This is a genomic window from Glutamicibacter sp., assembly GCF_032154645.1.
Lineage (GTDB): Bacteria > Actinomycetota > Actinomycetes > Actinomycetales > Micrococcaceae > Glutamicibacter.
The window spans coordinates 70,515-92,918 of record NZ_JALDXV010000004.1 but is presented as its reverse complement, the minus strand read 5'-3'; the positions used below and the strand labels follow the sequence as shown (position 1 = coordinate 92,918).

At 60.5% G+C, this 22,404-nt stretch carries 18 protein-coding genes; 13 read left to right on the top strand and 5 right to left on the bottom strand.

Translation table 11 applies throughout. The annotated features are described in order from the left end of the window. The first annotated feature begins 1,131 nt into the window (after positions 1 to 1,131). From RUH64_RS05550 to RUH64_RS05535, 4 genes are all read left to right on the top strand, one after another. Positions 1,132 to 1,818 (top strand): CE1759 family FMN reductase, encoded by a 687-nt coding sequence (locus RUH64_RS05550; protein WP_313811956.1) that lies wholly within the window; start codon positions 1,132 to 1,134, stop codon positions 1,816 to 1,818. 223 nt (positions 1,819 to 2,041) lie between these two features. Continuing rightward, positions 2,042 to 2,827: a 2-oxo-hept-4-ene-1,7-dioate hydratase gene (gene hpaH, locus RUH64_RS05545; protein ID WP_313811954.1), complete on the top strand. Its 786-nt coding sequence runs from the start codon at positions 2,042 to 2,044 to the stop codon at positions 2,825 to 2,827. Beyond that, positions 2,812 to 3,621, top strand: coding sequence for an aldolase/citrate lyase family protein (locus tag RUH64_RS05540; RefSeq protein ID WP_313811952.1), 810 nt, complete (start codon positions 2,812 to 2,814; stop codon positions 3,619 to 3,621). The genes hpaH and RUH64_RS05540 overlap by 16 nt, the downstream gene beginning before the upstream one ends. Positions 3,622 to 3,766: 145 nt before the next feature. Continuing rightward, positions 3,767 to 5,017 carry a DUF6350 family protein gene (locus RUH64_RS05535; protein ID WP_313811950.1) on the top strand — a complete coding sequence of 417 codons (1,251 nt, stop codon included), beginning with the start codon at positions 3,767 to 3,769 and terminating at the stop codon, positions 5,015 to 5,017. 52 nt (positions 5,018 to 5,069) lie between these two features. Here the strand turns inward: RUH64_RS05535 and RUH64_RS05530 are convergent, their stop codons facing one another. Beyond that, complete coding sequence (locus RUH64_RS05530; RefSeq protein WP_313811949.1) at positions 5,070 to 5,591, bottom strand: DinB family protein; 522 nt, start codon at positions 5,589 to 5,591, stop codon at positions 5,070 to 5,072. 109 nt (positions 5,592 to 5,700) lie between these two features. On the opposite strand from RUH64_RS05530, the gene purN reads away from it, so the two are divergent. Both purN and RUH64_RS05520 read left to right on the top strand, forming a co-directional pair. Then, complete coding sequence (purN, locus tag RUH64_RS05525) at positions 5,701 to 6,270, top strand: phosphoribosylglycinamide formyltransferase (protein ID WP_313811947.1); 570 nt, start codon at positions 5,701 to 5,703, stop codon at positions 6,268 to 6,270. A 29-nt stretch (positions 6,271 to 6,299) separates the two neighbouring features. Further along, a complete protein-coding gene (locus RUH64_RS05520) occupies positions 6,300 to 7,784 on the top strand; it encodes an SDR family NAD(P)-dependent oxidoreductase (RefSeq protein ID WP_313811946.1) in 1,485 nt (494 codons plus the stop codon). A 94-nt stretch (positions 7,785 to 7,878) separates the two neighbouring features. Here RUH64_RS05520 and RUH64_RS05515 read toward each other — a convergent pair whose 3' ends face one another. Further along, positions 7,879 to 10,887 (bottom strand): glycoside hydrolase family 38 C-terminal domain-containing protein, encoded by a 3,009-nt coding sequence (locus RUH64_RS05515; protein ID WP_313811944.1) that lies wholly within the window; start codon positions 10,885 to 10,887, stop codon positions 7,879 to 7,881. Positions 10,888 to 11,279: 392 nt separating this feature from the next. Here RUH64_RS05515 and RUH64_RS05510 point away from each other — a divergent pair, with 392 nt between their 5' ends. Next, positions 11,280 to 11,870, top strand: a complete 591-nt coding sequence (locus RUH64_RS05510; protein ID WP_313811942.1) for a TetR family transcriptional regulator — start codon at positions 11,280 to 11,282, stop codon at positions 11,868 to 11,870. A 15-nt stretch (positions 11,871 to 11,885) separates the two neighbouring features. On the opposite strand, the gene RUH64_RS05505 is transcribed toward RUH64_RS05510, so the two are convergent. After that, positions 11,886 to 13,223, bottom strand: a complete 1,338-nt coding sequence (locus RUH64_RS05505) for an MFS transporter (RefSeq protein ID WP_313811940.1) — start codon at positions 13,221 to 13,223, stop codon at positions 11,886 to 11,888. A 152-nt stretch (positions 13,224 to 13,375) separates the two neighbouring features. Between RUH64_RS05505 and RUH64_RS05500 the strand changes: the two genes are divergently transcribed. Together RUH64_RS05500 and purH are read left to right on the top strand one after the other, a co-directional pair. Further along, positions 13,376 to 14,113, top strand: a complete 738-nt coding sequence (locus RUH64_RS05500; RefSeq protein ID WP_313811939.1) for a hypothetical protein — start codon at positions 13,376 to 13,378, stop codon at positions 14,111 to 14,113. 98 nt (positions 14,114 to 14,211) lie between these two features. After that, positions 14,212 to 15,879: a bifunctional phosphoribosylaminoimidazolecarboxamide formyltransferase/IMP cyclohydrolase gene (gene purH, locus RUH64_RS05495; protein ID WP_313811937.1), complete on the top strand. Its 1,668-nt coding sequence runs from the start codon at positions 14,212 to 14,214 to the stop codon at positions 15,877 to 15,879. A 78-nt stretch (positions 15,880 to 15,957) separates the two neighbouring features. On the opposite strand, the gene RUH64_RS05490 is transcribed toward purH, so the two are convergent. Further along, the gene (locus tag RUH64_RS05490) at positions 15,958 to 16,560 is read right to left on the bottom strand and encodes a TetR family transcriptional regulator (RefSeq protein ID WP_313811936.1); all 603 of its coding nucleotides are present in this window, start codon (positions 16,558 to 16,560) and stop codon (positions 15,958 to 15,960) included. Positions 16,561 to 16,662: 102 nt separating this feature from the next. Here RUH64_RS05490 and RUH64_RS05485 point away from each other — a divergent pair, with 102 nt between their 5' ends. The 4 genes from RUH64_RS05485 (at position 16,663) to RUH64_RS05470 (ending at position 21,211) form a co-directional block, all read left to right on the top strand. Continuing rightward, positions 16,663 to 17,448 (top strand): SDR family oxidoreductase, encoded by a 786-nt coding sequence (locus RUH64_RS05485; protein WP_313811934.1) that lies wholly within the window; start codon positions 16,663 to 16,665, stop codon positions 17,446 to 17,448. 560 nt (positions 17,449 to 18,008) lie between these two features. After that, the gene (locus tag RUH64_RS05480; RefSeq protein WP_313811933.1) at positions 18,009 to 18,587 is read left to right on the top strand and encodes a VanZ family protein; all 579 of its coding nucleotides are present in this window, start codon (positions 18,009 to 18,011) and stop codon (positions 18,585 to 18,587) included. A 581-nt stretch (positions 18,588 to 19,168) separates the two neighbouring features. Next, positions 19,169 to 20,389 (top strand): divalent metal cation transporter, encoded by a 1,221-nt coding sequence (locus RUH64_RS05475; RefSeq protein WP_313811931.1) that lies wholly within the window; start codon positions 19,169 to 19,171, stop codon positions 20,387 to 20,389. A 12-nt stretch (positions 20,390 to 20,401) separates the two neighbouring features. Beyond that, a complete protein-coding gene (locus RUH64_RS05470) occupies positions 20,402 to 21,211 on the top strand; it encodes a putative hydro-lyase (RefSeq protein ID WP_313811929.1) in 810 nt (269 codons plus the stop codon). A 75-nt stretch (positions 21,212 to 21,286) separates the two neighbouring features. On the opposite strand, the gene RUH64_RS05465 is transcribed toward RUH64_RS05470, so the two are convergent. After that, entirely contained in the window at positions 21,287 to 22,276 is a 990-nt protein-coding gene (locus RUH64_RS05465; RefSeq protein ID WP_313811928.1) for an adenosine deaminase, read from the bottom strand. Between the last annotated feature and the right edge of the window lie 128 nt (positions 22,277 to 22,404).

The window sequence follows — 22,404 nt, the reverse complement described above, 5'->3', positions numbered from 1 at the left end:
GAACACAGGCCGCTGAGAGGCGAAATCTCCGCTTTGGATCTCCAGCCGACATAGGCGACTTCGTCGGCGCTGCCGGTACCACCGCTGTACATATGTCGGGCGCCATGGGTCGTTGCACGATCTGATCAACTCCCCTCATGGTTCACACGCGTTGTGTTGCATGATGAAAATGATTCCCGAAGAGTCTCACATGTCCGTATTCGCCTTCCCATCAAAGGATCTTGAGGTGCGAATACGTAATCAAAATATTACGTGTTGCCTCGAGAGCTCAGGACGCAATTTCCCATGTCACTTAGATCTTTGAACTCAGAGCTGTGAATCATGCACACGACTATTCACTTCACCGACTTGGCACCACCGCCCATTGACGCCTTGTGCTCGTTCTGAACGACCGATGAATGCACAAAACAATGATTCACGATTGGACAATTTGTGGGAGCGAAGAGGTCTAATATTCGTCTCCCAGAGTGTCCGCATCGCGTCTTAGGCTGACTTTTTGAAGCATCCGCTTATTCCTCCTACGGAGGTCTCCGGATGTCACTCATTGCTCTTGATCTCCTACGCAGACCAGCCATTGATGATACGCGGCAGCTGTCATCGCTCATGCGTTCGTTCAACTCCCTGTGTGCCACCTACAATGCCCATGAGACACGGGCATGGGCTCGGAACGAGATTTACGGTCTGTGTCGCGTCAAATGGCTTAGTAACAAATGTCCGGAGTAGTTGCCCTTGTGAGGCCATGCGGGAAAGTCGCGAAGTTGAGTACATTCTTCAATTGTGAGCCGGTCCATGTCTTGACGTCTTGACCGTCAATTTCTCGATGTACTCCGTCAAGAACTTATTCGACTCGACAAAAGTCGATCGAAGGTAGGGGCTCGATTGAATGAGAAGGAAATGTGAGCACTATTCGAACTTATGACTAGTGATGAGTTCTTAGTCAAATCAGATTCCCGTCGCAAGATCCTGAGGCAAATGTCAAGTTGGATGGGACATGTCTCAAGTACCTGAGAACGTGTCAGTTTTGATGAGAAGGGACACCTTTGAAAGATTTTAAGGACACAGGGAATAGTTTGCGGATGGGCTCTGTTATTACATGCATACGCATATAAATATTTGAGAAAGGCGTGAACGATGAGCAAGTCAGTTGTAGTGATCAGTGGTGGACTGGGAACCCCTTCAAGCTCTTCGCTGTTGGGCCAGCAGATCGGTCAAAGCATTGGCGCGCAGCTGGCGGCTTCCGGGGTGCAGGCCGATGTTACGAACATTGAACTTCGTGAATTCGCCAGCGATATCACGAACAACATGCTCACCGGCTTTGCGGCGCCGTCCTTGCAAAAGGTGATCGACGCCGTCGTCAACTCGGATGTCCTCGTGGCGGTGACTCCGGTGTTCACCGCGTCGATCTCCGGACTGTTCAAGTCGTTCCTGGACATCTTGGACCCCAAGTCCCTGCAGGACAAGCCGGTGGTGCTTGCCGCGACCGCGGGCACCGCGCGCCACCAGCTGGCCATAGACTATGCGATGCGCCCCATCTTCTCTTACCTGCGCGCGCAGGTCATGCCCACGACGATCTTTGCCTCATCTGAAGACTTCGGCGGCGAAGGCTTGTCGGGAACGCTTGCAGACCGAACCAAGCGCGTGGCCCGCGAGGTGGTCGCCACGCTGGGATCGGTGGACGGTGAACTGTCCCCGGATGCCAACCTGGGCGACACCCGCTCCATCGCGCCATCGGTCAGTGACCTGGCCGACCCCAACGACGATATGACCTCGCTGCCCTTCGAGGCGCTGCTGGCCAACGTGCGCGCAGACATCAACTAGCGCGAACCACCTGAACATCCCGCCGCTAATCGACTGCACCGGTCGAGGGGAGGCGGGATGTCTGCGTCGAACACCCGGGGCCACCCGGAAAAGAAAATGTTAGTACGATGTGCCATGCCTTCCGAAGCTCGATACCATCAAAATATGTGAGCGCCGCCATGATGCCGCGGTAATTGTGGCCCGCTCGAACGCTTAGAACTGAGTTCGAAAGGTGCAGCAGTCGATGCTATCCGAGGAAACAATCACGGCAATTGCCGATGAGCTGGTCCAGGCTGGAGCCACACGGACCCCGGTGCCACGCCTGACGGCGCGCTACCCAGAGATGACTGTCGAAGACTCCTACCGGGTGCAGAACCTGTGGCGTCAGCGCTCCGAGTCCAACGGCCGGGTGCTCGCGGGCCGCAAGATCGGCTTGACCTCGCGGGCCATGCAGATGGCCACCGGCATCACGGAACCTGACTACGGCATCATCTTCGACGACATGGTGCTGGACTCCGGCTGCACGGTGAAGTGGAGCGAATACACCCACCCGCGCATTGAAATGGAACTCGCCTTCAAGCTGAAGAAGGACATCCAGGGGCCCAACGCGAACATCTTCGACGTGCTGGAAGCCACCGAATACGTCATCCCCGCCCTTGAGATCCTCGATTCGCGCATCGAGATGGAGGGCCGCACCATTGTGGACACCATCAGCGACAATGCCGCCATGGGGGCCATGGTCATCGGCGGCAACCCGGTCAAGCCCGAAGCGGTAGACCTGCGCTGGGTCTCGGGCATCCTCTTCAAGAACCAGACGGTGGAGGAAACCGGTGTCGCCGCCGGCGTGCTCAACCACCCTGCGGCCGGCGTGTACTGGCTGGCCAATAAGATTGCCGCCCACGGCGACAAACTTAATGCCGGCGAACTGATCCTTGCCGGTTCCTTCACCCGGCCGATGTGGGTCTACGAGAACGACACAGTGTTCGCAGACTATGGACCGTTGGGAACCGTGACATGTCATTTCGAGTAGAACCAGATCCATCGCTCAAGGACGCACTGCACGAGGCGGCCACGCCGCTGGCAGGGGTGTGGGTGTGCTCCGGTTCCGCACTGGTGGCGGAAATCTGCGCCGGTGCTGGTTTCGACTGGTTGTTCATCGACGGCGAGCACTCGCCCAATGACCTGGGCAGCATCCTCGCTCAGCTGCAGGCGGTGCGCGGCTACCCGGTGGTGCCGGTGGTCCGTCCGCCGGTCAACGACCCTGTGGTCATCAAGCAGTATCTGGACCTGGGCGTGCAGTCGCTGATCATCCCCATGGTCAACGACGCCGAACAGGCTGCGGCCGCGGTGGCCGCCTGCCACTACCCGCCGCTGGGCGTACGCGGCGTCGGCTCGGCGCTGGCCCGCTCGGCGCGCTGGAACCGCGTCCCGGACTACCTGCACCGGGCGGGTGAGACCATCACCATCATGGTGCAGATCGAATCGGCACAGGCGGTTCAGAACGTCGAAGCGATCCTCGCCACCGAGGGCCTGGACGGAATCTTCATTGGACCTTCGGATCTGGCGGCGAGCATGGGCGTGATCGGCCAGCAAAACCACCCTGAGGTCGTGGCCGGGGTGATGAAGTCCATCAAGGCCGCGCGCGCCGCCGGCAAGTACGTCGGGGTGAACGCCTTCGACGAGGCCACCGCACGCAAGTACATGGACGCGGGGGCCCAGTACGTGGGCGTCGGCGCGGACGTGGCGCTGTTGGCCCGCTCCACCGAGACGCTGGCCGCCCGCTACGGGCAGCCGTCTGCCGGGGCTTCGCCGGACAGCTACTAGAACCTGCGCCGAGCCCCGCGGTGTGGTGCCATCGTTGCGCGTCAATCATGATCGGTCGGCGTCGATGGTGGCACCATGGAAGATGATGAGCCGCGAAAAGAAACCCATGAAAGCCGTGATGTTGCGACTGCGCAATGGATGGCCGATGCCCCTTGCGCTGCAGGGCGCCTTCGAGATTCTGCAATCCGTTGTCTTCTGCCTCGCGCTGATTACCCTGCCGCTGATCGCGGTGTACTTCAGCGGCGGTTTTCTGGAAGATTCATTTGAGGTGATGCTGCAGTTCGGCGGCTTCATCTGGCTGCTGATCCACGGCGTACCCATTGAGATCCTCAACCTCGGGCCCGAGGCCGATCCCAGTTCGGCCACCGGCTGGCTCACCCTGATGCCGCTGGGCCTGAGCCTGCTGCCCTTCCTGTTCTGCCTGCGTGCCGGCCGGCGCATCGCCCGCGCCTCCTATACCGATCAGCTGTGGCAGGGGCTGGCCGGAGCATTCATCGCTTACGGGGTGCTCGGCACCGGCATCGGCTACCTCTCCAACAACGACTACGCCCAGGTCAACATCCTGGCGGCCACCTTCATCCCGCTGATCATCGCCGCTGTTGGACTGATCGTCGGTGCACGCCGCGAAGCCGGCTCCTGGGGCAGGCTGGTAGGCATGGATACCGCCGCCTATATCCGCAGCATCTCGCCGCACCGGCGCTGGGCCGGTTCCTACGTGTGGCACGTGATCGTGTCCGGGTTCATCGGCTATGTGGCGGCGGTGGGCATTTCAGGCATCCTATTGAGCCTGGCCCTGGGCCTGCACTGGACCGACGTGGCCAATGTGTCCCAGGAGCTGCGCCCGGGCCCCATCGGCTCCGCGGCGCTGACCCTGCTGCAGCTCGCCTTCATCCCCAACGCGGTGTTCTGGGTGCTGTCGTGGATCAGCGGCGGCGGCTTCAGCCTGGGCGTCGGCAGCACGCTGTCCACCCTGGAAACCACCGTCGGCCCGCTGCCCTCGGTGCCGATGCTGGCGGCCCTGCCGTCCGGGGAGCCGTCCAACCAGTGGCTGTTCCTGCTCATCCCGGTGGTAGCAGGCATCATTGCCGGCTGGTACTTCCTGCGGGTCGGCGAGAACCACCTCGAAGACTGGTTTGCCCGCCGGATCCCGTTCAATGCCTTGGCGCTGGGAGCCTCCACCGCCTGCCTGGCAATCTTCACCGGCATCGTCGCCGGGGCGCTGAGCCTGGCCGGCTCGTGGCTTGCCTCGGGATCGCTGGGCGTCGGCCGGCTGACAGAGATCGGGCCAAACCTCTGGGCCACCGCTGGCGCCCTGGCATTGGAGATCGGCATCGGCACGGCCATCGGCTATCTGATCGCTCCGTTGTTTGAAGCAGACCCGGTGCTTGAAGGCTAAGAAAAATGATTCCCACCACGAGGCGGGAATCATTTTTTATTGCAGGCGATGCCTATTGGGTCAGGTCCCACAGGTGGTGCACCAGATCATGCCAGGCATACTGGTTCAGGGTTTCCACCGTGAAGGCGGATCCATTCGAGCGCAGCCCGCGCCGCGAGTAGTCGACGAGATCGATGGAAGCCAGCTTGGCGCCGTAGGCCTCCGCCGCAGCGCGCAGCATGGCCTCCGCCTCTTCGGCGCTGAACTGGTTGTAGTCGCCCTCCTCGGCCGCCTGGTCCTGGTCCCAGTTGGGGAAAGTCGGCTCGGTGTTTTCCAGCATCAGCACCAGGCGCTGCTCCATCACCAACAGCATTTGAGCCACGTGCACGATGTATTCCTGATCGCTCCAGCGGGCCGGGTCGGTGCGGGTGCGCGCCTGCGGGGAGGAAAGCAGCGGAACGAAGCGCTCAACATAATCCTCAAGCTGTGACACCACGTCGTCCGGGGTGATGCTGCGGACGTCGTAATTGCATTCTTGGCAGACCGAGTCCAGTACAAAGGTCCAGTTCTTGTCATCGGGAATGATCTGGCTCATGGCAGCTCCTTGAAGAAAAATGGCCGGTGGGTTCAGTGTATGACCGGAAATTCCGGGCCCGCAGCTTTGGTGACGATGTGACGTGCAGATCAACCGTAGAATAAGAGCCATGCGTATTGTGGTTTTGGTATCCGGCACCGGCTCGAATCTCCAGGCAGTCATCGACGCCGTGGCCAGCGGCGAGCTGCCCCAGGTCGACATTGCCGCCGTGGGCGCAGACAAGCACGGCACCTACGGCGTGCAGCGTTCGGCAGAGGCTGGCATTGAAACCTTCGTGGTCAACTTCAAAGACTACGCAGATCGCGGCGAATGGAACCATGCGCTGACCCAGAAGTGCCTGTCCTACGAACCTGACTATGTGGTTTCCTCGGGATTCATGCGCATCGTGGGCGAAGAATTCATCAACGCCTTCGACGGCACCTACATCAACACCCATCCGGCGCTGCTGCCTTCCTTCCCCGGGGCCCACGGCGTTCGCGACGCCCTGGCCTACGGCGTGAAGGTCACCGGCTGCACCGTCCACATCGCCGACGCCGGCGTGGACACCGGCCCGATCCTGCGCCAGGAAGCAGTGGTCATCGAGGAGAACGACACCGAGGAGAGCCTGCACGAGCGCATCAAGATCGTTGAGCGCCGCCTGCTCATCGCCACCCTGGCGGATCTGGCCGCCAAAGCCTAGGGACAAACCTCGGTAAAATTGGTTCAGAGATGACTGAACACACTGAACTTTTTACCGACGATGAACTTGCCACCGCCCTGAAAGTCCTGGCGGTGGTGCATCAGTTGGACCCCGCCGACGAACGGCACATTGCCGTACGCCGCGCCACCAGCAACATGTTCAAGGCGGCCAAACGCCACCGCAAGTCGCAAAAGCGCGCGGAAATCAGCGCCGCCGACCGCGCAGTCATCGAACGCACCGCCACCGGCTCGCCCCAGCGCCTGGACGATGAAACCCTCGGCCTGGATTTGAGCACACCGACCGAGGGCCACAGCGCCGGGGAGTTCCGCCGCCCGCGCGGCTGCTATATCTGCAAGCAGCGTTACACCACGGTGGACGCATTCCACCACTACCTGTGCCCGGACTGCGCGGCGGCCGGACGGGAACGCCGAGACGCCCGAACGGATCTGAGCGGCAAACGCGCGCTGCTCACCGGCGGGCGCGCCAAGATCGGCATGCACATCGCCCTGCGCCTGCTGCGCGACGGCGCCGACACCACCATCACCACCCGCTTCCCCAAGGACGCAGCACGGCGCTTTGCCGCCATCGAGGATTCCGAGCAGTGGCTGCACCGGCTGCGCATCGTCGGCATCGACCTGCGCGACCCCGCCCAGGTCATTTCCCTGGCCGACCGCATCGCAGCGAAGGGCCCGCTGGATATCTTGATCAACAACGCAGCACAGACGGTGCGGCGCACCACCAATTCCTACCAGCACCTGATCGAGGCCGAATCGCAGCCGCTGCCGCCGGAGCTTTTGGCCGCCGGCGGTCCGGAACTGTGGGGCCAAACCAACCCGCCGGCCGAGCATCCCCGGGCCCTGGCCAGCGCCTTCCGGCTTGAAGACTCGGCGCTGCTTGCCCCCTGCGCGCTGGGGGAGTACGACGCGCAGAAGCTGGCGGACCTGGCAATGACCGCTGGCTCTGCCTCGCTTGAACGCATCACCGCGGGCACCGCCATCGACGCCGGCGGGCTGGTCCCGGATATCGTGACCGAAAATTCCTGGACTCAGATCCTCGGCGACGTCGACGCGCTGGAGATGCTGGAGGTGCAGCTGTGCAATGTGACAGCTCCGTTCCTGCTGGCATCCCGCCTGCGCCCCGCCCTGGCTGCGAGCAAGGCCCGCCGCAAGTACATCGTGAACGTCTCCGCCATGGAGGGTCAGTTCTCGCGGCGGTACAAGGGGGCCGGACACCCGCACACCAACATGGCCAAGGCCTCCCTGAACATGCTGACCCGCACCAGCGCCGAAGAAATGCTGAAGACCGACGGCATCCTGATGAGCGCGGTGGACACCGGCTGGATCACCGACGAACGCCCGCATGATTCAAAGGTGCGCATGGTCGCCGAGGGTTGGCATGCACCACTTGACCTGATCGACGGGGCCGCACGCGTCTACCAGCCCATCGTCGACGGCGAACGCGGCATCGACCTTTACGGATGCTTCCTCAAGGACTACGAACCTTCGCCCTGGTAAGCCCACCGGGTGCGGCCCAAGTCCGCCGAAACAGCAATTAAGCCATTGATGACGGCCCCGAGGGGCCGTCATCAATGAGCTTCGCGGGCAGCTGCTAGGCGAGTTTCACCCGCAGGGTGCGCACCTCGAAGGCGCCAAGCTGCAGGGACAGCGCGCCATCGTTGAGTTCAAGATCTTCGATCCGATCTTCGAGCAGGCTCGCGGTGGACGCCGCAGCCACCGGGGCATTGAATCTCAGCTCGCCGCGGGCGCGGCGGCCCAGCGATTCGTAGACCCTGAGGACCAGATCACCTGAACGGTCGGCTGCGAGCTTCACGCTGGAGACCACCAACCCCTCACCGCGCAGGCTCACGAGCGGGTTCACCGGAGCACCGCCGGTGATGATCTGCTCGTCGCTGTTCAACAGCGCACCGGCCTCGGTAGCCGCCGCAATATCGGCGCCGATGACCAGTCCATAGCGGTGCGTCTGCACGCCCTGATCGGTCGTTGGATCGGGGAAGCGCGGAGCGCGCAGGAGGGACAAACGCATCGTGGTGGTGACGTTCGCATCCACCGCGTCGCGGGTGACGTCGAAACCGTAGATCGAGTCGTTGATCAGGGCAGCACCAAAGCCTGGCTCCTGGGCCAACACGAAGCGGTGCATCGACGTTTCAAACTTCGCCGCTTCCCAGCTGGTGTTCACGTGCGTGACGCGCTGGTGGTAGCCGAACTGGGTCTCGGCCAGGGTGTGTTCTGCCCGGATGTCCAGTGGGAATGCCACCTTCAAGAACTTTTCGGCTTCATGCCAGTCGGTGCTCTGCCGGATCTGCACCGTGCGCTCGCCGGGAGCCAGAGAGACTTCCTGCACCACCGTTGACTTGGAGAAGGAACGGGAAATTGTCACCACGGCGCTGCCGTCGATGACCTGCGCCTCAAGGCTGTCGAGCTCGCGCAGGTCGGTGACCTGGTTGCGGTAGTACTTGTCGACGTCCCAGGCATCCCACATGTTCGGGAAATCCTGGTGCAGCTGCAACAGGTTTGCCGGCTGGCCAGCGGCGATGGTTTCCCTGCCGGTGGCCAGATCAATGGCGGAGGTCATTAGCCCCTGGGCATCGATGACGACGCGCACCAGCTCGTTTTCAAGGATGTAGCCGCCGTCGGCGGCGCTCAGATTGACCGCAACCCCGTTGACCGCGCTGACTTCGCGGGCGGCGCCAAATGGCACCTCGTGGCGGGTGAAGGCGGCCGCGTTAAAGGCAAGTTTGGTGTCTCCCTCGCCGGCGAGCCGCTGCTGGGCCTTGAGGATCAATGCCTGGGCCTGCTCCATGACCTGCGCGTACCGGGCGACGACTTCGCGGTGCACCCAGGCAATCGATGTGCCGGGAAGGATGTCGTGGAACTGGTGCAGCAGCACGGTTTCCCACAACTCGTTCAGCTCATCGTAGGGGTAGTCGGCACCCGTGTAGATCGCCGCGGTGGCGGCCCACAGCTCCGCTTCGATCAGCAGCTGCTCGCTGCGACGGTTGCCCTGCTTGGTCTGGTGCTGACTGGTCAGCGTCGCACGGTGGAGTTCAAGGTAGAGCTCGCCGACCCAGACCGGAGGGTTGGGAAGCTCGGACTTGGCCCGGTTGAAGAATTCATTGGGGTGTTCCCATGTGACCCTTGCGCTGCCTTCAAGATTGGCAAGACGCTTGGCCTTGCCTGTCATCTCCCGGGTTGTGCCGCCGCCGCCGTCGCCCCAGCCCACCGGGGCAATGGAATTGTTGGTCACGCGTGCCTCGCGGAACTGCCGGGAAGCCTTGGCAACTTCTTCGCCGGAGAGCTGCGAGTTGTAGGTGTCCATGGAGGGGAAGTGGCTGAAGATCCGCGATCCGTCGATGCCTTCCCAATTAAACGTATGATGCGGGAACTTGTTCTGCTGATTCCACGAGATTTTTTGGGTGAAGAACCACTTGAAGCCCGCCCGGCGCATCAGCTGCGGCAGGGCAGGGGAGTAACCGAAGGAATCCGGAAGCCAGACCCCTGCACTGGTGATGCCGAACTCGTCGCGGAAGAACTTCTGGCCGTAGAGGAATTGGCGGACCAAGGATTCTCCGGAGGGCATGACGGTGTCGGACTCGACCCACATGCCTCCCAAGGGCAGGAACCGTCCGTCGTCGACCGCTTTCTTGACCCGTTCCCACACTTCGGGCCGGTGGCTCTTGAGCCACTTGTACTGTTGGGCGCTAGACATTCCGTAGAGGAAATCTTCGTCGTAACCCAGCAGCTCCACCATGGAGGAACAGGTGCGCGAGACCTTGCGAATGGTTTCGCGCAGCGGCCACAGCCACGCAGAGTCAATGTGCGAGTGGCCGATGGCCGAAATCTGGTGGGCGCTGTGTTCTGCGGGGGCGGCTAAAACAGCATCGAGTTCAGCCCTGGCGGCCGCGGCAGTTTCAACAATGCGCTGCAGGTCCAAACGGTCCAACGCATTGTCCATGGCTTGCAGGATCTGTGCCTTGCGGGGGCCGACAGGAAGTTGTTCCTGCAGGTCAAAGAGGACTTCAAGATCCAGTGCAAGATCGTGGACCTCGGGTTCGAAGACTGCCAGATCCATGCGGCGTGTGGTGTAGAGCTTGCGCGGTGAGGACGTGAGGATGTCGCCCTGTTCGGTGGGCAGGAACGGGTGGTAGTCAAGCAGTACCGGGTTGGAGGCAGCCTCCAGGTACAGGTCAACGAACTCTCCGCCCTCGGCCTGTTCTGCCACCGGAACCCACTGGTTGCGTGGATTGAGCGCCTTGATGGTGATGCCGTCGGGCCGGTAGATCAGGCCCTCGCACTGGAACCCTGTCATGTTGATGTCGAAGCCCAGATCGATGACTGCTTCTACGCGACGTCCTGCCCACTGCGCAGGCACCTGTCCGGTCAAATGGAACCAGGTCGTACCCCAGGCGGCTCCCCACGCGGTGCCTACATCGATAGGGCTGAAATCCAATGCCAAACCTTCGGCTGCACTCACCGGTTCACCCTCCAGCTCATGCCACGACACTTCAAGAGGAACACTGTGGGAGTAGATGGCTGGGCGAATGCGTTCTTCGAGAACTCGCTTTACTCGTCCGGTTGTCAATGAGGCGTCGTCGTGCATGAAAACCTTTCAATGTGGCGGTCGTGCTCAGGTGCAGTTCCTTGGTCACCCTACCCAAAAATACTAGACCTGAGCTGGTTCGACCCTCGAAATTAGTTATAGGTTGCTCCATGTTGCTCGGCAATGCGGTGGCAGCGCAGGCGAACTATGGAAAATAGCCGAGGACGCAGGTAGGCTACACGGGCGGATCATGACCGTTGCAGCAGCGAGGGAAAAGGGCACTGGGCATCTTCAGCTGGCACTCAAGGAAGGTGTTTAGGATAAGAGCCTGAAGTTATGGAGTCTTCACTTCCGCTTCGTCAGATCATTCATTCTCGACTATCGTGGAACACTTGTCGGCGGCAATCACCTGCCCAAATATGTTTGTCCACATTTGAAAGGGGGACTGGTAGATGCGCTCAGATGCGCTCAGACGACGCGAGCTGATTCTTCGCACCGCGCGCCAGCTCTTTGCCGAACACGGCGCAAACATCGCGATGGAAAGCATTGCGGATGCAAGCAATGTCGGCATCGGCACGCTATACCGCAACTTTGCAGCACGTCCTGAGCTCGTTGAAGAAGTCACCCTGGACATGCTTCAAGATGTGAAAAGCGCTGCGGAGCAAACGGTCGATCGGCTTGGCCAACATGACCTAACCGCCTGGGATGAATTCCTGGAAACCCTGATCAAGCTGAACCTTGGGGCGCTCAGCGAGGCGCTGGGAGTGCAGCTTCCCGCCACCGTAGGCGGACGCATCATGGACCTGCAGCGGACTACCGTCAAGGTGGTCAACGAAGCACTTGAACTGGCAAAGCAGGAGAACCTGATCCGGCAGGACATCACCGGCAATGAACTGATCACGGGCATCGGTATCGTGACCCGTCCACTTCCACGTGCATTTGCCAAGGCAGCACCGGGGCTGAGCCAGCGCCTGACCCGCATCATGATGGACGGCATGAAGCCCAATCCGTCCCTGCACCCCGCAACCCCAGCCGGATCCTAGGCGCCGACTAAGTTCCTAGCCCAGCTCATGTCCTCGGGTTTCTGGAGCAAACTTCGCCATGAACACAATGGCAAGCACCACCAAAACCGTGGCACCAGCGAATAGCCAAGTCAGTCCCACGACCGGCCACAGGGCTGCGAAGAGTAGCGGTCCGAACCCCGCCGCAAAGCGCGACATGGTTGAGGCCCAGCCGAATCCGCTGGCACGAAGTTCCGTCGGATACAGCTCAGAAACATAGGCATAGAGCACCGGAATTGCCACCTGAACCACGGCGCCGAAAACTAGGATCCAAGCCACCGCCGCGGCCGGCGCCTGCAGGCTCTGCGCCACAATGATCAGCACCATGCCGGAGGCCGGAGCCGAAATCGCCAGCAGCCACTTGCGGCCTACCTTTTCCACCAGCAGCGCGGCGACAATTACGCCGACCAATCCCATCAACGCCATCACCGCGGTAGCGAAGAACGAAGCGGACTGGGCCATGCCGGCCTCGGTCAAGATCGTCGGCAGCCAGGTCAGCGCCAGGTAGTACACCAGCAAGATGGTGACGAACAGCAGCCAGCTGGTAGCGGTCAACTTCCACGAATAGCGCCACAGCGACACTACCTGTTCCCACCAGCGCGGGCTGTGAGGAAGCTGCGCGGTGTCAATGACATAGTCCCGCGGTGCCGCTCCGGTGCGTTCAACCAGGGAGTCAATGACCGCCCGGGCCTCTGCTTCCCTTCCCTTGGCGGCGAGATACAACGGGGATTCGGGCATGGAACGGCGCACGAAGTACACCATCAGTGCCGGCAGGATCATGACCACGAGGATCAAACGCCAGTTATCTGCGGTAGCCATGACCCAGCCCGAAACGAAGAATGACAGGGCCGCACCCACCGGCCACCATCCGTCCATCGCGGTCAGCACGCGGCCCCGGTATTTGGCCGGGGTGAACTCGCCGACCAGCGCATAGTCCACAGGGATGCATCCGCCCAGCCCCACACCGGCAAGGAAGCGGAACGCCAAGAAGAAGCCGAAGTTGGGGGAGAGTGCACCGAGCACGGTGAAGACCGCGAACATCAGCAGGGTCAGGCTGAAGGCGTTTTTTCGTCCATACCTGTCGGCGATCCCGCCCCAGAGGAAGGCGCCGATGGCCATGCCCACCAGGTTTGAGGTGCCCAGCAGGGCGGCGGTGGGGCGGTCCAGCCCCCATTCCTGGGCCACCAGCGGAATCAGCGCGCCGTTGAGAGTGACATCCCAGGCATCGAACATGAAACCAAGCCCGCCGATGATGAATATGGTGCCCTGCACCTTCCATTTGAAGGGCAGCTCCTGCACCACATGGGCGCCGGAGGGGAGGGTTGCAGTGGACACGGCGGTGTACCTTTCGGTGTGCGAGATGATTGCGGCTTGCGCTGGGTCGAAGCATAGCTGAATTTTTCGGGCGGCGCTTAGTTGCCCCTACTTCTGATTTCTCGGCACGTCAAGGCCTGTTGCCCGTGCTCGATAGGGAGTAATCTTCGGTCATGGGAGTAGATTGGACAGCTCTCGAAGAGGCTCTACGGGTGGCAGCCCTTCGACACGCGGCTGAAGTCATTGATGGACACCCGGAGCAAACTTTCTATGCCGTATCCCTGCATGGGGTCAGTACGGAAGAAAGCGACAGCATTGCCATGCCGTTGCTTGCCCTGAATTCACTTCAGGCACTTGCCCGCGACAGAAACACCGAACAGCGTGAACAGTTTGTTGAACGTGGAGAAGACCTCGACGATCCGGACGACTACGAAGACCGGGCCGATGCCGAACTTGTCGAGGGGTTGAGCTCAGATGTTGCCAGCCCCGATGACGAGGAGGCGGTGGAAGACGAGGACGACGACGAAGACCTGGACCAGGTGCTCGCCTCTATCGAAGCGGATCTGGATGAGAACGACTCGGAAAGCTTCTACTCGGATAAATGGGAACCCAGCGACTGGCACTGGTCGTCCATCGACCTGTGCGAAGACCCGGCCGCCGGAATCTGGTCCGATGCGATGACCGAGCTGGCCTCCCGCGAAGGCTGGGAGCCGACCATCAAGCGCTACTACCAGACCTTGGTTGCGGTGGCGCATTCGCTGCGCGACGAGCTCAACGCCCGCACCAGCGAAGATCTGGTCACCTATGTCGCCGATGAAGATCACGCCGAGCGGCTGCTGCAACTGTGCCTGAGCCCCGAGCAGCTGGCGAAGCATTTCCCGCAGCTGGGGGATCTGATTGACGAACACTGAAATGAACTGATCGTCCGGTAGGAGATTTAGCTAGAATGGGAGGCGGTGGCCTGCGGGCCGCCCGCCCCATTCATTCTCACCGCCGGGAGAAAATTTTCGTGAGTAAGACCGTCCTGGACAAAGTCGCAATTCGCCGCGCATTGATTTCCGTCTATGACAAGACCGGTCTGGAGGAACTGGCTGCCGGACTGCACGCTGCAGGCGTCCAGTTGATTTCCACCGGTTCCACCGCCAAGAAGATCGCCGCCGCTGGCATCCCAGTGACCGAGGTAGAGCAGGTGACTGGCTCACCCGAAATGCTCGACGGTCGTGTGAAGACCCTGCACCCGATCATCCACGGCGGCATCTTGGCAGACCGCCGCGTGCAGGAGCACATGGATACCCTGACCGAACGCAACATCGGCCAGATCGATCTGGTGGTGGTGAACCTGTACCCATTCGTGCAGACCGTTGCTTCCGGGGCCTCCCAGGACGACGTTGTCGAGCAGATCGACATCGGCGGCCCAGCGATGGTCCGCTCGGCAGCCAAGAACCACCAGGCAGTATCCATCGTGGTGGACCCAAGCTTCTACCCACAGGTTGTGGCCGCTGCTGCAGCCGGCGGCTTCGACCTGAAGACCCGCCAGCGCCTGGCTGCCAAGGCCTACGCCCACACCGCAGCCTATGACACCGCGGTGGCTTCCTGGACCGCCAGCCAGTTCCTTGATGAGGACGGCGACGGCGTCATCGATTGGCCTGCCTACGCCGGCGTTGCCCTGCAGCGTGCAGAGGTGCTGCGCTACGGTGAAAACCCGCACCAGCAGGCGGCCCTGTATGTTGACGAAGCAGCCCCTGCAGGCATCGCCCAGGCGGATCAGCTGCACGGCAAGCCGATGAGCTACAACAACTACGTTGACGCCGACGCGGCCCTGCGCGCAGCCTTCGATTTCGAGAAGCCAGCGGTGGCAGTCATCAAGCATGCAAACCCCTGCGGCGTTGCGGTGGCCTCCGATGATGCAGCAGACGCCATCGCCGATGCACACCGCAAGGCCCACGCCACCGATCCGGTGTCTGCCTTCGGCGGCGTGATCGCAGCCAACCGCACCGTCACCAAGTCCATGGCGGAAACCGTCAAGGGCATCTTCACCGAGGTAGTCATCGCACCGGACTTCGAGCCGGAAGCAGTTGAGATTCTCTCGGCCAAGAAGAACATCCGCCTGCTGTCGCTGCCGGACGGCTACGACCGCAACGCCAACGAATTCCGCCAGGTTTCCGGCGGCATGCTGGTCCAGGCCGGCGACAAGATCAACGCCGAGGGCGACGATGTTGCCAACTGGACCCTCGCCGCGGGCGAGGCGGCCGACGCGGCAACCCTGGCCGATCTTGCCTTCGCATGGCGTGCGGTGCGTGCAGCCAAGTCGAACGCCATCCTGCTGGCCAAGAACGGTGCGGCCGTGGGCATTGGCATGGGCCAGGTCAACCGCATCGACTCTTGCAAGCTTGCTGTCGAACGTGCCAACACCCTCGGTGTGAAGGTTGAATCCGGTGCCGACGCGGCCGGCGGTGCGGAAAACGCCACCGGCGCTTCCGAACAGCGCGCCACCGGCGCGGTAGCTGCATCGGATGCGTTCTTCCCCTTCGCCGACGGTCTGCAGATCCTGATCGACGCAGGTGTGAAGGCAGTTGTACAGCCGGGTGGCTCGGTGCGCGACGATGAAGTCATCGCGGCCGCCAACGAAGCAGGCATCACCATGTACTTCACCGGTGCACGCCACTTCTTCCACTAGGAAGCAACGGGCCTTGAGTCCATAAATACTTCAAGCCATGAGTCCGGCAAGGACTCATGGCTTGAAGTATTTAATCAGCTATTTGATGCCGGCGCTGAGCCACGAGAAATTCTCCCGCGCCAGCGCGGCCACGTCGAGGTTCGCGCCCAGCTCCCCTTCGGCCCAATCTTCCAAGGCCAGGCGGATGGCGCAGGTTGCCGCGGCGGCCCAGAGTTTGGCGGTCCGCTGGCTCAGGCCAGCTTCGAGCTCCTGGAGCAGCCGGGCGAGGACGTGCTCGGAGCGGGTATTGACCCGCTGCCAGACATCTTCAATGCCCTGATTCTTTTCCCGCAGCGCCAACAGTTCATGCAGCGCGAGTCCGTTGTCTCCCACTTCAAAAGCGGCGGGGTCAAGTGTTGTCGCCAGGGCCGCGTCAATGCGCTGCCCCAGGGTGCCGGTTTCTTCCTCGCGCAGGGTCTTCTGCCAGGTTTCGGCGCCCACCTGCATCAGGGGGGCCAAGGATTCTTCCTTGGTGGGAAAGTAACGATAGAAGGTACGCAGGGAAATTCCAGCCTGATCTGCAATGCTTTCCACCGTGGTGGATTCGATGCCCTGGCGCGCGAAAAGCGCCGCCGCGGCTCGGGCAATCTCAAGTTCCGTAGCGGCCTTGCGTCGCTGGGTCAGGCTCATCCGTTCTTTCACAGTTCTACGATAGCGCTATCTATAACGTCACATAATTTACCTATGGCACAATGTGTCAACTAGGCGTATGGTGAAGTTATCGAACTTGGAGAGGAGCTCATCATGGAGCGTTTTGAAAATCGTCGAGTCATCGTCACCGGCGGCGGATCGGGCATCGGTCAGGCAACCGTACTGCGCATGCTGCGCGAGGGCGGAAAAATTGTCGCGGCTGACGTGTCCGCGGCGGGTCTGGAAGACACCCGTCAGAAGGCGGGCGACATGGCCGACCGCCTGAAGACCGTCATCATCGACGTCTCCAAGGAGCAGTCGGTCAAGGACGGCGTGTCCGAAGCGGTTGCATGGCTGGACGGCCTTGACGCGCTGGTCAACGCCGCAGGCATCCTGCGCTCCTCGCACACCGAGCAGACCAGCACCGAATCCTTCGAGCAGATCCTGCGCATCAACCTGGTCGGCACCTTCCAGATGATCCGCGAATCCATCAAGTACCTGCGCGACGGCAAGCTGCCTTCTGTGGTCAACTTCAGTTCCACCTCGGCAATGTTCGCCCACCCATACATGTCTGCCTACGCAGCCAGCAAGGGCGGCATCCAGTCCATGACCCACGCCATGGCTTCGGAATTCGCCAAGGACGGCATCCGCTTCACCGCTGTGCAGCCGGGCTCGATCTCATCGGGCATGACCGATGGCTCCGGCGCCAGCCAGCAGAGCGTAGGCCCAGGCCTGCCTGAAGACGCCGACATGTCGCTGTTCATGAAGCTTGCCCCGGCCCTGGGTCAGGGCTTCGGTGGCGCCGATGCTGTGGCCAACGTGGTTGCCATGCTGGCCAGCGAGGAAGGTTACTTCATCACCGGTACCGAAATCCGCATCGACGGCGGCACCCACTTCTAGGGAACTTCGAGGGCTTACCCTCACCTCAAAAATTGCTAGGCCCGGAGTCCAAGATTTCTTGGACTCCGGGCCTAGTTTGCTTGTGGCAGTGGGGTCTTATGGAGTGAGAACACCATGAGGAGCAGAAAGAACACGAACAAGTGCAGTGGGAAGTTTAGCCTCTGTGCCGTTTCGGTAATGTTTTTGCGGTACTCATTCCTGTTGCACCAGCTCAGGACGCGATTTCAAACATGAACTTGTGGGCGCATATTAATTGTGGAGTTACTTCTCGTAAGGTTCACGCTAGCAAGATAGTGAATATGAAACTTATGGTTTTAGCGGGAAGTATCGTTTACGGCACCGGTTCAAAGGCAAATATGAAAGAAATGGTTAGACTCGAACGCGTGAACTTGGACTGGCGGAACAAGGGAACCTTCACCGCAAATTACAACTGCACAGGATTGAAGACTTTTGAGAACATGCCCAAGGTTTGGCCGTCGGTATATTTTTGCGGTCGATGACGGTGGAGCTGTCACCATCGTCGGAATAATCAGCTATCTGTAATTAAGGTCGTCTCTTACATGACAAATGCAATTCGGGCATTCGGCTGGCTCATTCCTTGGTTCCTCATTCTCGTAGTCATTGTTTTAGTTGCGATGCTCTTGATCAACCAGGTATCAAAGCGGGCGGACAAACGAGATCTCAGCGGAGTGATTAGATTATGGCTCCTAGTTTGCTGGTATATCGGTGTCATCATGATTGCCGTCATCCCTGAGAGTGGACTAGTCCGTGAACGTTTCGAAGGCGATGCGCCAAACTACTCATTTATCCCATTTGACGGTTGGTTTGACCAGTATGGTTTGAACCTGGCCGCTGTAAAGGAGTCTGCACTCAATACGCTGCTCTTCGTTCCAGGTATGATTCTGACCTTGTGGGCTACTCGGATGAGTGCAAGGGCCGCTTTTGCTACGGTAGTTGGCTTCGGTGTTCTCATCGAAATCACTCAGTGGATCACCAATTGGGGGAGAGCGCTAACCATGACTGACATTCTCGTTTATGCCATTGGTGCAGTTATTGGCTGGGGTATCTATAAAATTGCCTACCGCTCAGTGATGGTTAACGATGAAGAAGACAAACTGAGTGACGCGGTTAGTGGATGATCAGATTTCAGATTTTACGTGTTCCGTCAGGGTTGACCCTAACGATCGAATCCACCCCACCCTAATCTTGGGTGGGGCAGTTTCGTCAGTTATCGTTTGACGTTCGCGGTTACTCTTCGTATTCGGGCCTGAGTCGTTCCGTACCTCGTGGGTTTTTGACAATCAGCTCCCGGTATCGCGTGTAGATCAATAATGTCGCTTTAATCTCCGGCAGGCGCCGGTCGTCGTCGTACTTTTCGTGCATATGGTGAGAGCTCGAAGAGCATTGCAGCCCCCACGATCGACAAGAATTTCGTGGTTGACCTTCGTGATCATTCTTTTAGCCTTTGCCGAGAAGGGGTGTTGCCGCGCGAAGAAAATGGGGTGGAAAATTTATTGAAATTCTCGAGGTTGAAGCGGAAAGTGATGGCATAACTCTGCACAGGTCAACGAGTGGCTGGCGTTTGCATTAGCTGGTGGGCGAGATTCCTAAGTCGAATATTGTTCAACAACTACTTGCCTAGATTGTTCAACAACCTGTATTGTCTTGTGCATTACAAGTTCTTGTGACAGCCGTCACCGCTAGCGAATCGGATAAGACAATGACCGTCTCTGACTCCACGCCAAAGGCCAGCTCAAAGGCCAAGCGCACAGCATTACTTGGTGCAATGTTCCTCATGGCCACCAGTGCCATCGGCCCAGGTTTCATTACCCAGACCACTGAATTCACGGTTCAGATCGGCGCAGCTTTCGCCTTCGCGATCGTCGTGTCGATCCTCGTAGACATTGCAGTTCAGCTCAACGTCTGGCGCGTCATCGGCGTCAGCGGACTGCGCGCCCAGGAGCTGGGCAACAAGGTCATCCCGGGTGTGGGCTGGCTGCTGGCGGTGCTGGTGTTCATCGGCGGCATGGTCTTCAACATCGGCAATATCGCTGGCACCGGTCTAGGCATGAACGCGATGCTCGGTATCGATCCCAAGATCGGCGGAGTCATCTCCGCTGCCATCGCGATCTTGATCTTCCTGTCCAAGAGGGCTGGCATGGCGCTGGACCGCATCGTGGTGCTGCTCGGCGCGATCATGATCCTGCTGATGCTCTATGTGGCCATCGTGGCGGCACCTCCGGTCGGAGAAGCGTTGAAGAATGTAGTGTTCCCCGAGGAAGTTAACTTCCTGATCATCACCACCCTGATCGGCGGCACCGTCGGCGGATACATCACCTACGCGGGAGCGCACCGCATGCTCGACTCGGGCACCTCGGGTGTGGAGAACGTGAAGTCGATTTCCAACACCTCGATCCTTGCCATCATTGTCACCGGCGTGATGCGCGTACTGCTCTTCCTGGCCATCCTCGGTGTTGTTGCCGGGGGCGTGGCATTGACTAGCGACAACAAGGCGGCCGAAGCGTTCGGCGCCGCGGCGGGCCAGGTGGGTCTGCGCTCCTTCGGCATCATCCTGTGGGCCGCGGCCCTGACCAGTGTCATCGGCGCCGCGTACACCTCGGTCTCCTTCATCACCAAGACCACCACCCCCGAGCGAACCCGCAACATGATCACCGTGGGCTTCATTGCGGTCTGCGCAGTGATCTACATCTTCCTGGGCAAGGCTCCTGCCACCCTGCTGATCTTCGCCGGAGCTTTCAACGGCCTGATCCTTCCGGTAGGTCTGGCGGTGCTCCTCTGGGTGGCGTGGCGCCGCCGCGATTTGATGCACGGCTACAAATACCCGAAGTTCCTGCTGATCATCGGAACACTGGCCTGGCTGTTGACCGTGTACCTTGGCTACAGCTCGCTGTCCGGCCTTGCCGCACTGTGGAACTCCTAGGAGGAGCCGGAAATGGAAGAACTTCGCTCGCTGAGCCCCGCACGCAAGGCTAAGCTGACCCCGGCCGAGGCCCGTGAATACTTCAGGGCTGGACAGGTGCTTCCCACCGCCGGGATCAGCGCCGGTTACGCTCAGGCAAACCTGATGATCGTTCCCCAGGAGCTGGCATTCGACTTTCTGTTGTTTGCCCAGCGCAACCCCAAATCCTGCCCCATCCTCGGGGTGCTGGAAGCCGGCGAAGTGACCAGCGAACTGTTGGCGGGCGGAGATATCCACACCGATGTCCCGCTGTATTTCGTGTACGAAAATGGGATGAAGGTCGCCGAAACGACCAGCCTGCACGAGTATTGGCGCGATGACCTGGTCACGTTCATCGTCGGCTGTTCCTTTACCTTTGAATCGGCACTCATGGACGAGGGAATCCGCGTGGCGCACATCGACCAGGACGTGAACGTCCCGATGTACAAGACCAACCGGCGCAGCAGCTCGGCTGGATCCCTGTCCGGACCGATGGTGGTTTCCATGCGTCCCATCCCTGCCTCGCAAGTTGCGGATGCCGTGCGGATTACCTCCCGCTACCCGGCGGTGCACGGGGCTCCGGTTCACATCGGCAATCCCGAAGAGCTGGGCATTCAGGACCTGTCGCGTCCCGACTTCGGCGATGCTGTGCAGATCCCCGAAGGGAGCATTCCGGTGTTCTGGGCCTGCGGGGTCACGCCTCAGGCGGCGGTCATGGAGTCAAGGCCCGCCTTGGCCATCGGCCACGCGCCGGGCCACATGCTGATCACCGACGCGAGGGATTCGCGGTACCAGGTGCCGTAGGCGCGCGCCCTGCACAAGACATGAATACGACAAAGGCGATGCACGGTGCATCGCCTTTGTCGTGCAGAAGGAAAATTAGTGCGCGTCGGCCCACTGCTGAACTTCTGCGAGATACTTCTTCTTCGTTTCCTCATCCAGGAACGAGGATTCAAAAGAGTTGCGGGCCAGCTGCGCCAACTGGGCGGCATTCAGCCCCAGCGGCTTGATGGCGGCGGCGATGTTCGCATCCATATATCCGCCGAAATAGGCAGGGTCGTCGGAGTGCACCGAGACGTTCAGGCCCATCTCCAGCATTTGCAGCAGCGGGTGGGCATAGATCGAGTCCACGGCCCGCAGCCGCACATTGGACAGCGGGCAGACGGTCAGTGGGACCTGTTCCGCCACTAGGCGCCGCACCAGTGCACGGTCTTCGATGCAGCGGATGCCGTGGTCGATGCGTTCCACCTTTAACAGGTCCAGCGCCTGCCAGATGTAGTCGGCCGGGCCCTCTTCGCCTGCATGGGCCACCAGATGCAGTCCGTGCTCGCGGGCATAGTCGTAGACCTCGGCGAACAGCGATGGCGGAAAGCCGATCTCCGAGGAGTCCAGGCCGATGCCGTCGATGGGGTGCTGCTCTTCAACCAGCGTCTGCAGCAGTTCCAAGGCTTCGCTGGCGGGCGCGTGGCGCCAGAAGCAGGCGATGAGCCGGTGCGTGATGTCCCAGCGTTGTTGACCTTCTTCAAGGCCGGCGCGGATGCCGGTGATGACCTCGGCCAGGCTCAGTCCGCGCTCCACATGAGCCTGTGGGTCGAAGAACAACTCCACATGACGTACCCCGCTCTGCGCAGCCTTTTCAAGGTAGGCCAGGGTCACCTGTTGGAAGTCTTCCGAGGTGCGCAGCACGATCAGGTTGGTGTACAGCAGGTCCAGGAAGGACTGCAGGTTGGTGAAGCTGTAACGTGCCCTGAGATCTTCCACGGACTCATAGGGGAGCTCGATGCTGTTTTTCTGCGCCAGCTCCATGATTGTCTCGGGTTCTAGGGTGCCCTCAAGATGGATGTGCAGTTCGGCGACTGGCAGCTTCACGATATGACCCCTCAATAGCGGTGGGACGACAATTTCTATCTACCTTAGGCCAGCGCGGGCGGCAGCTGGACGAGATGAACCAGATGTCGCGGGAGTTTGCCTTCGGACCGCTGGGTGGTTCTTGCGGT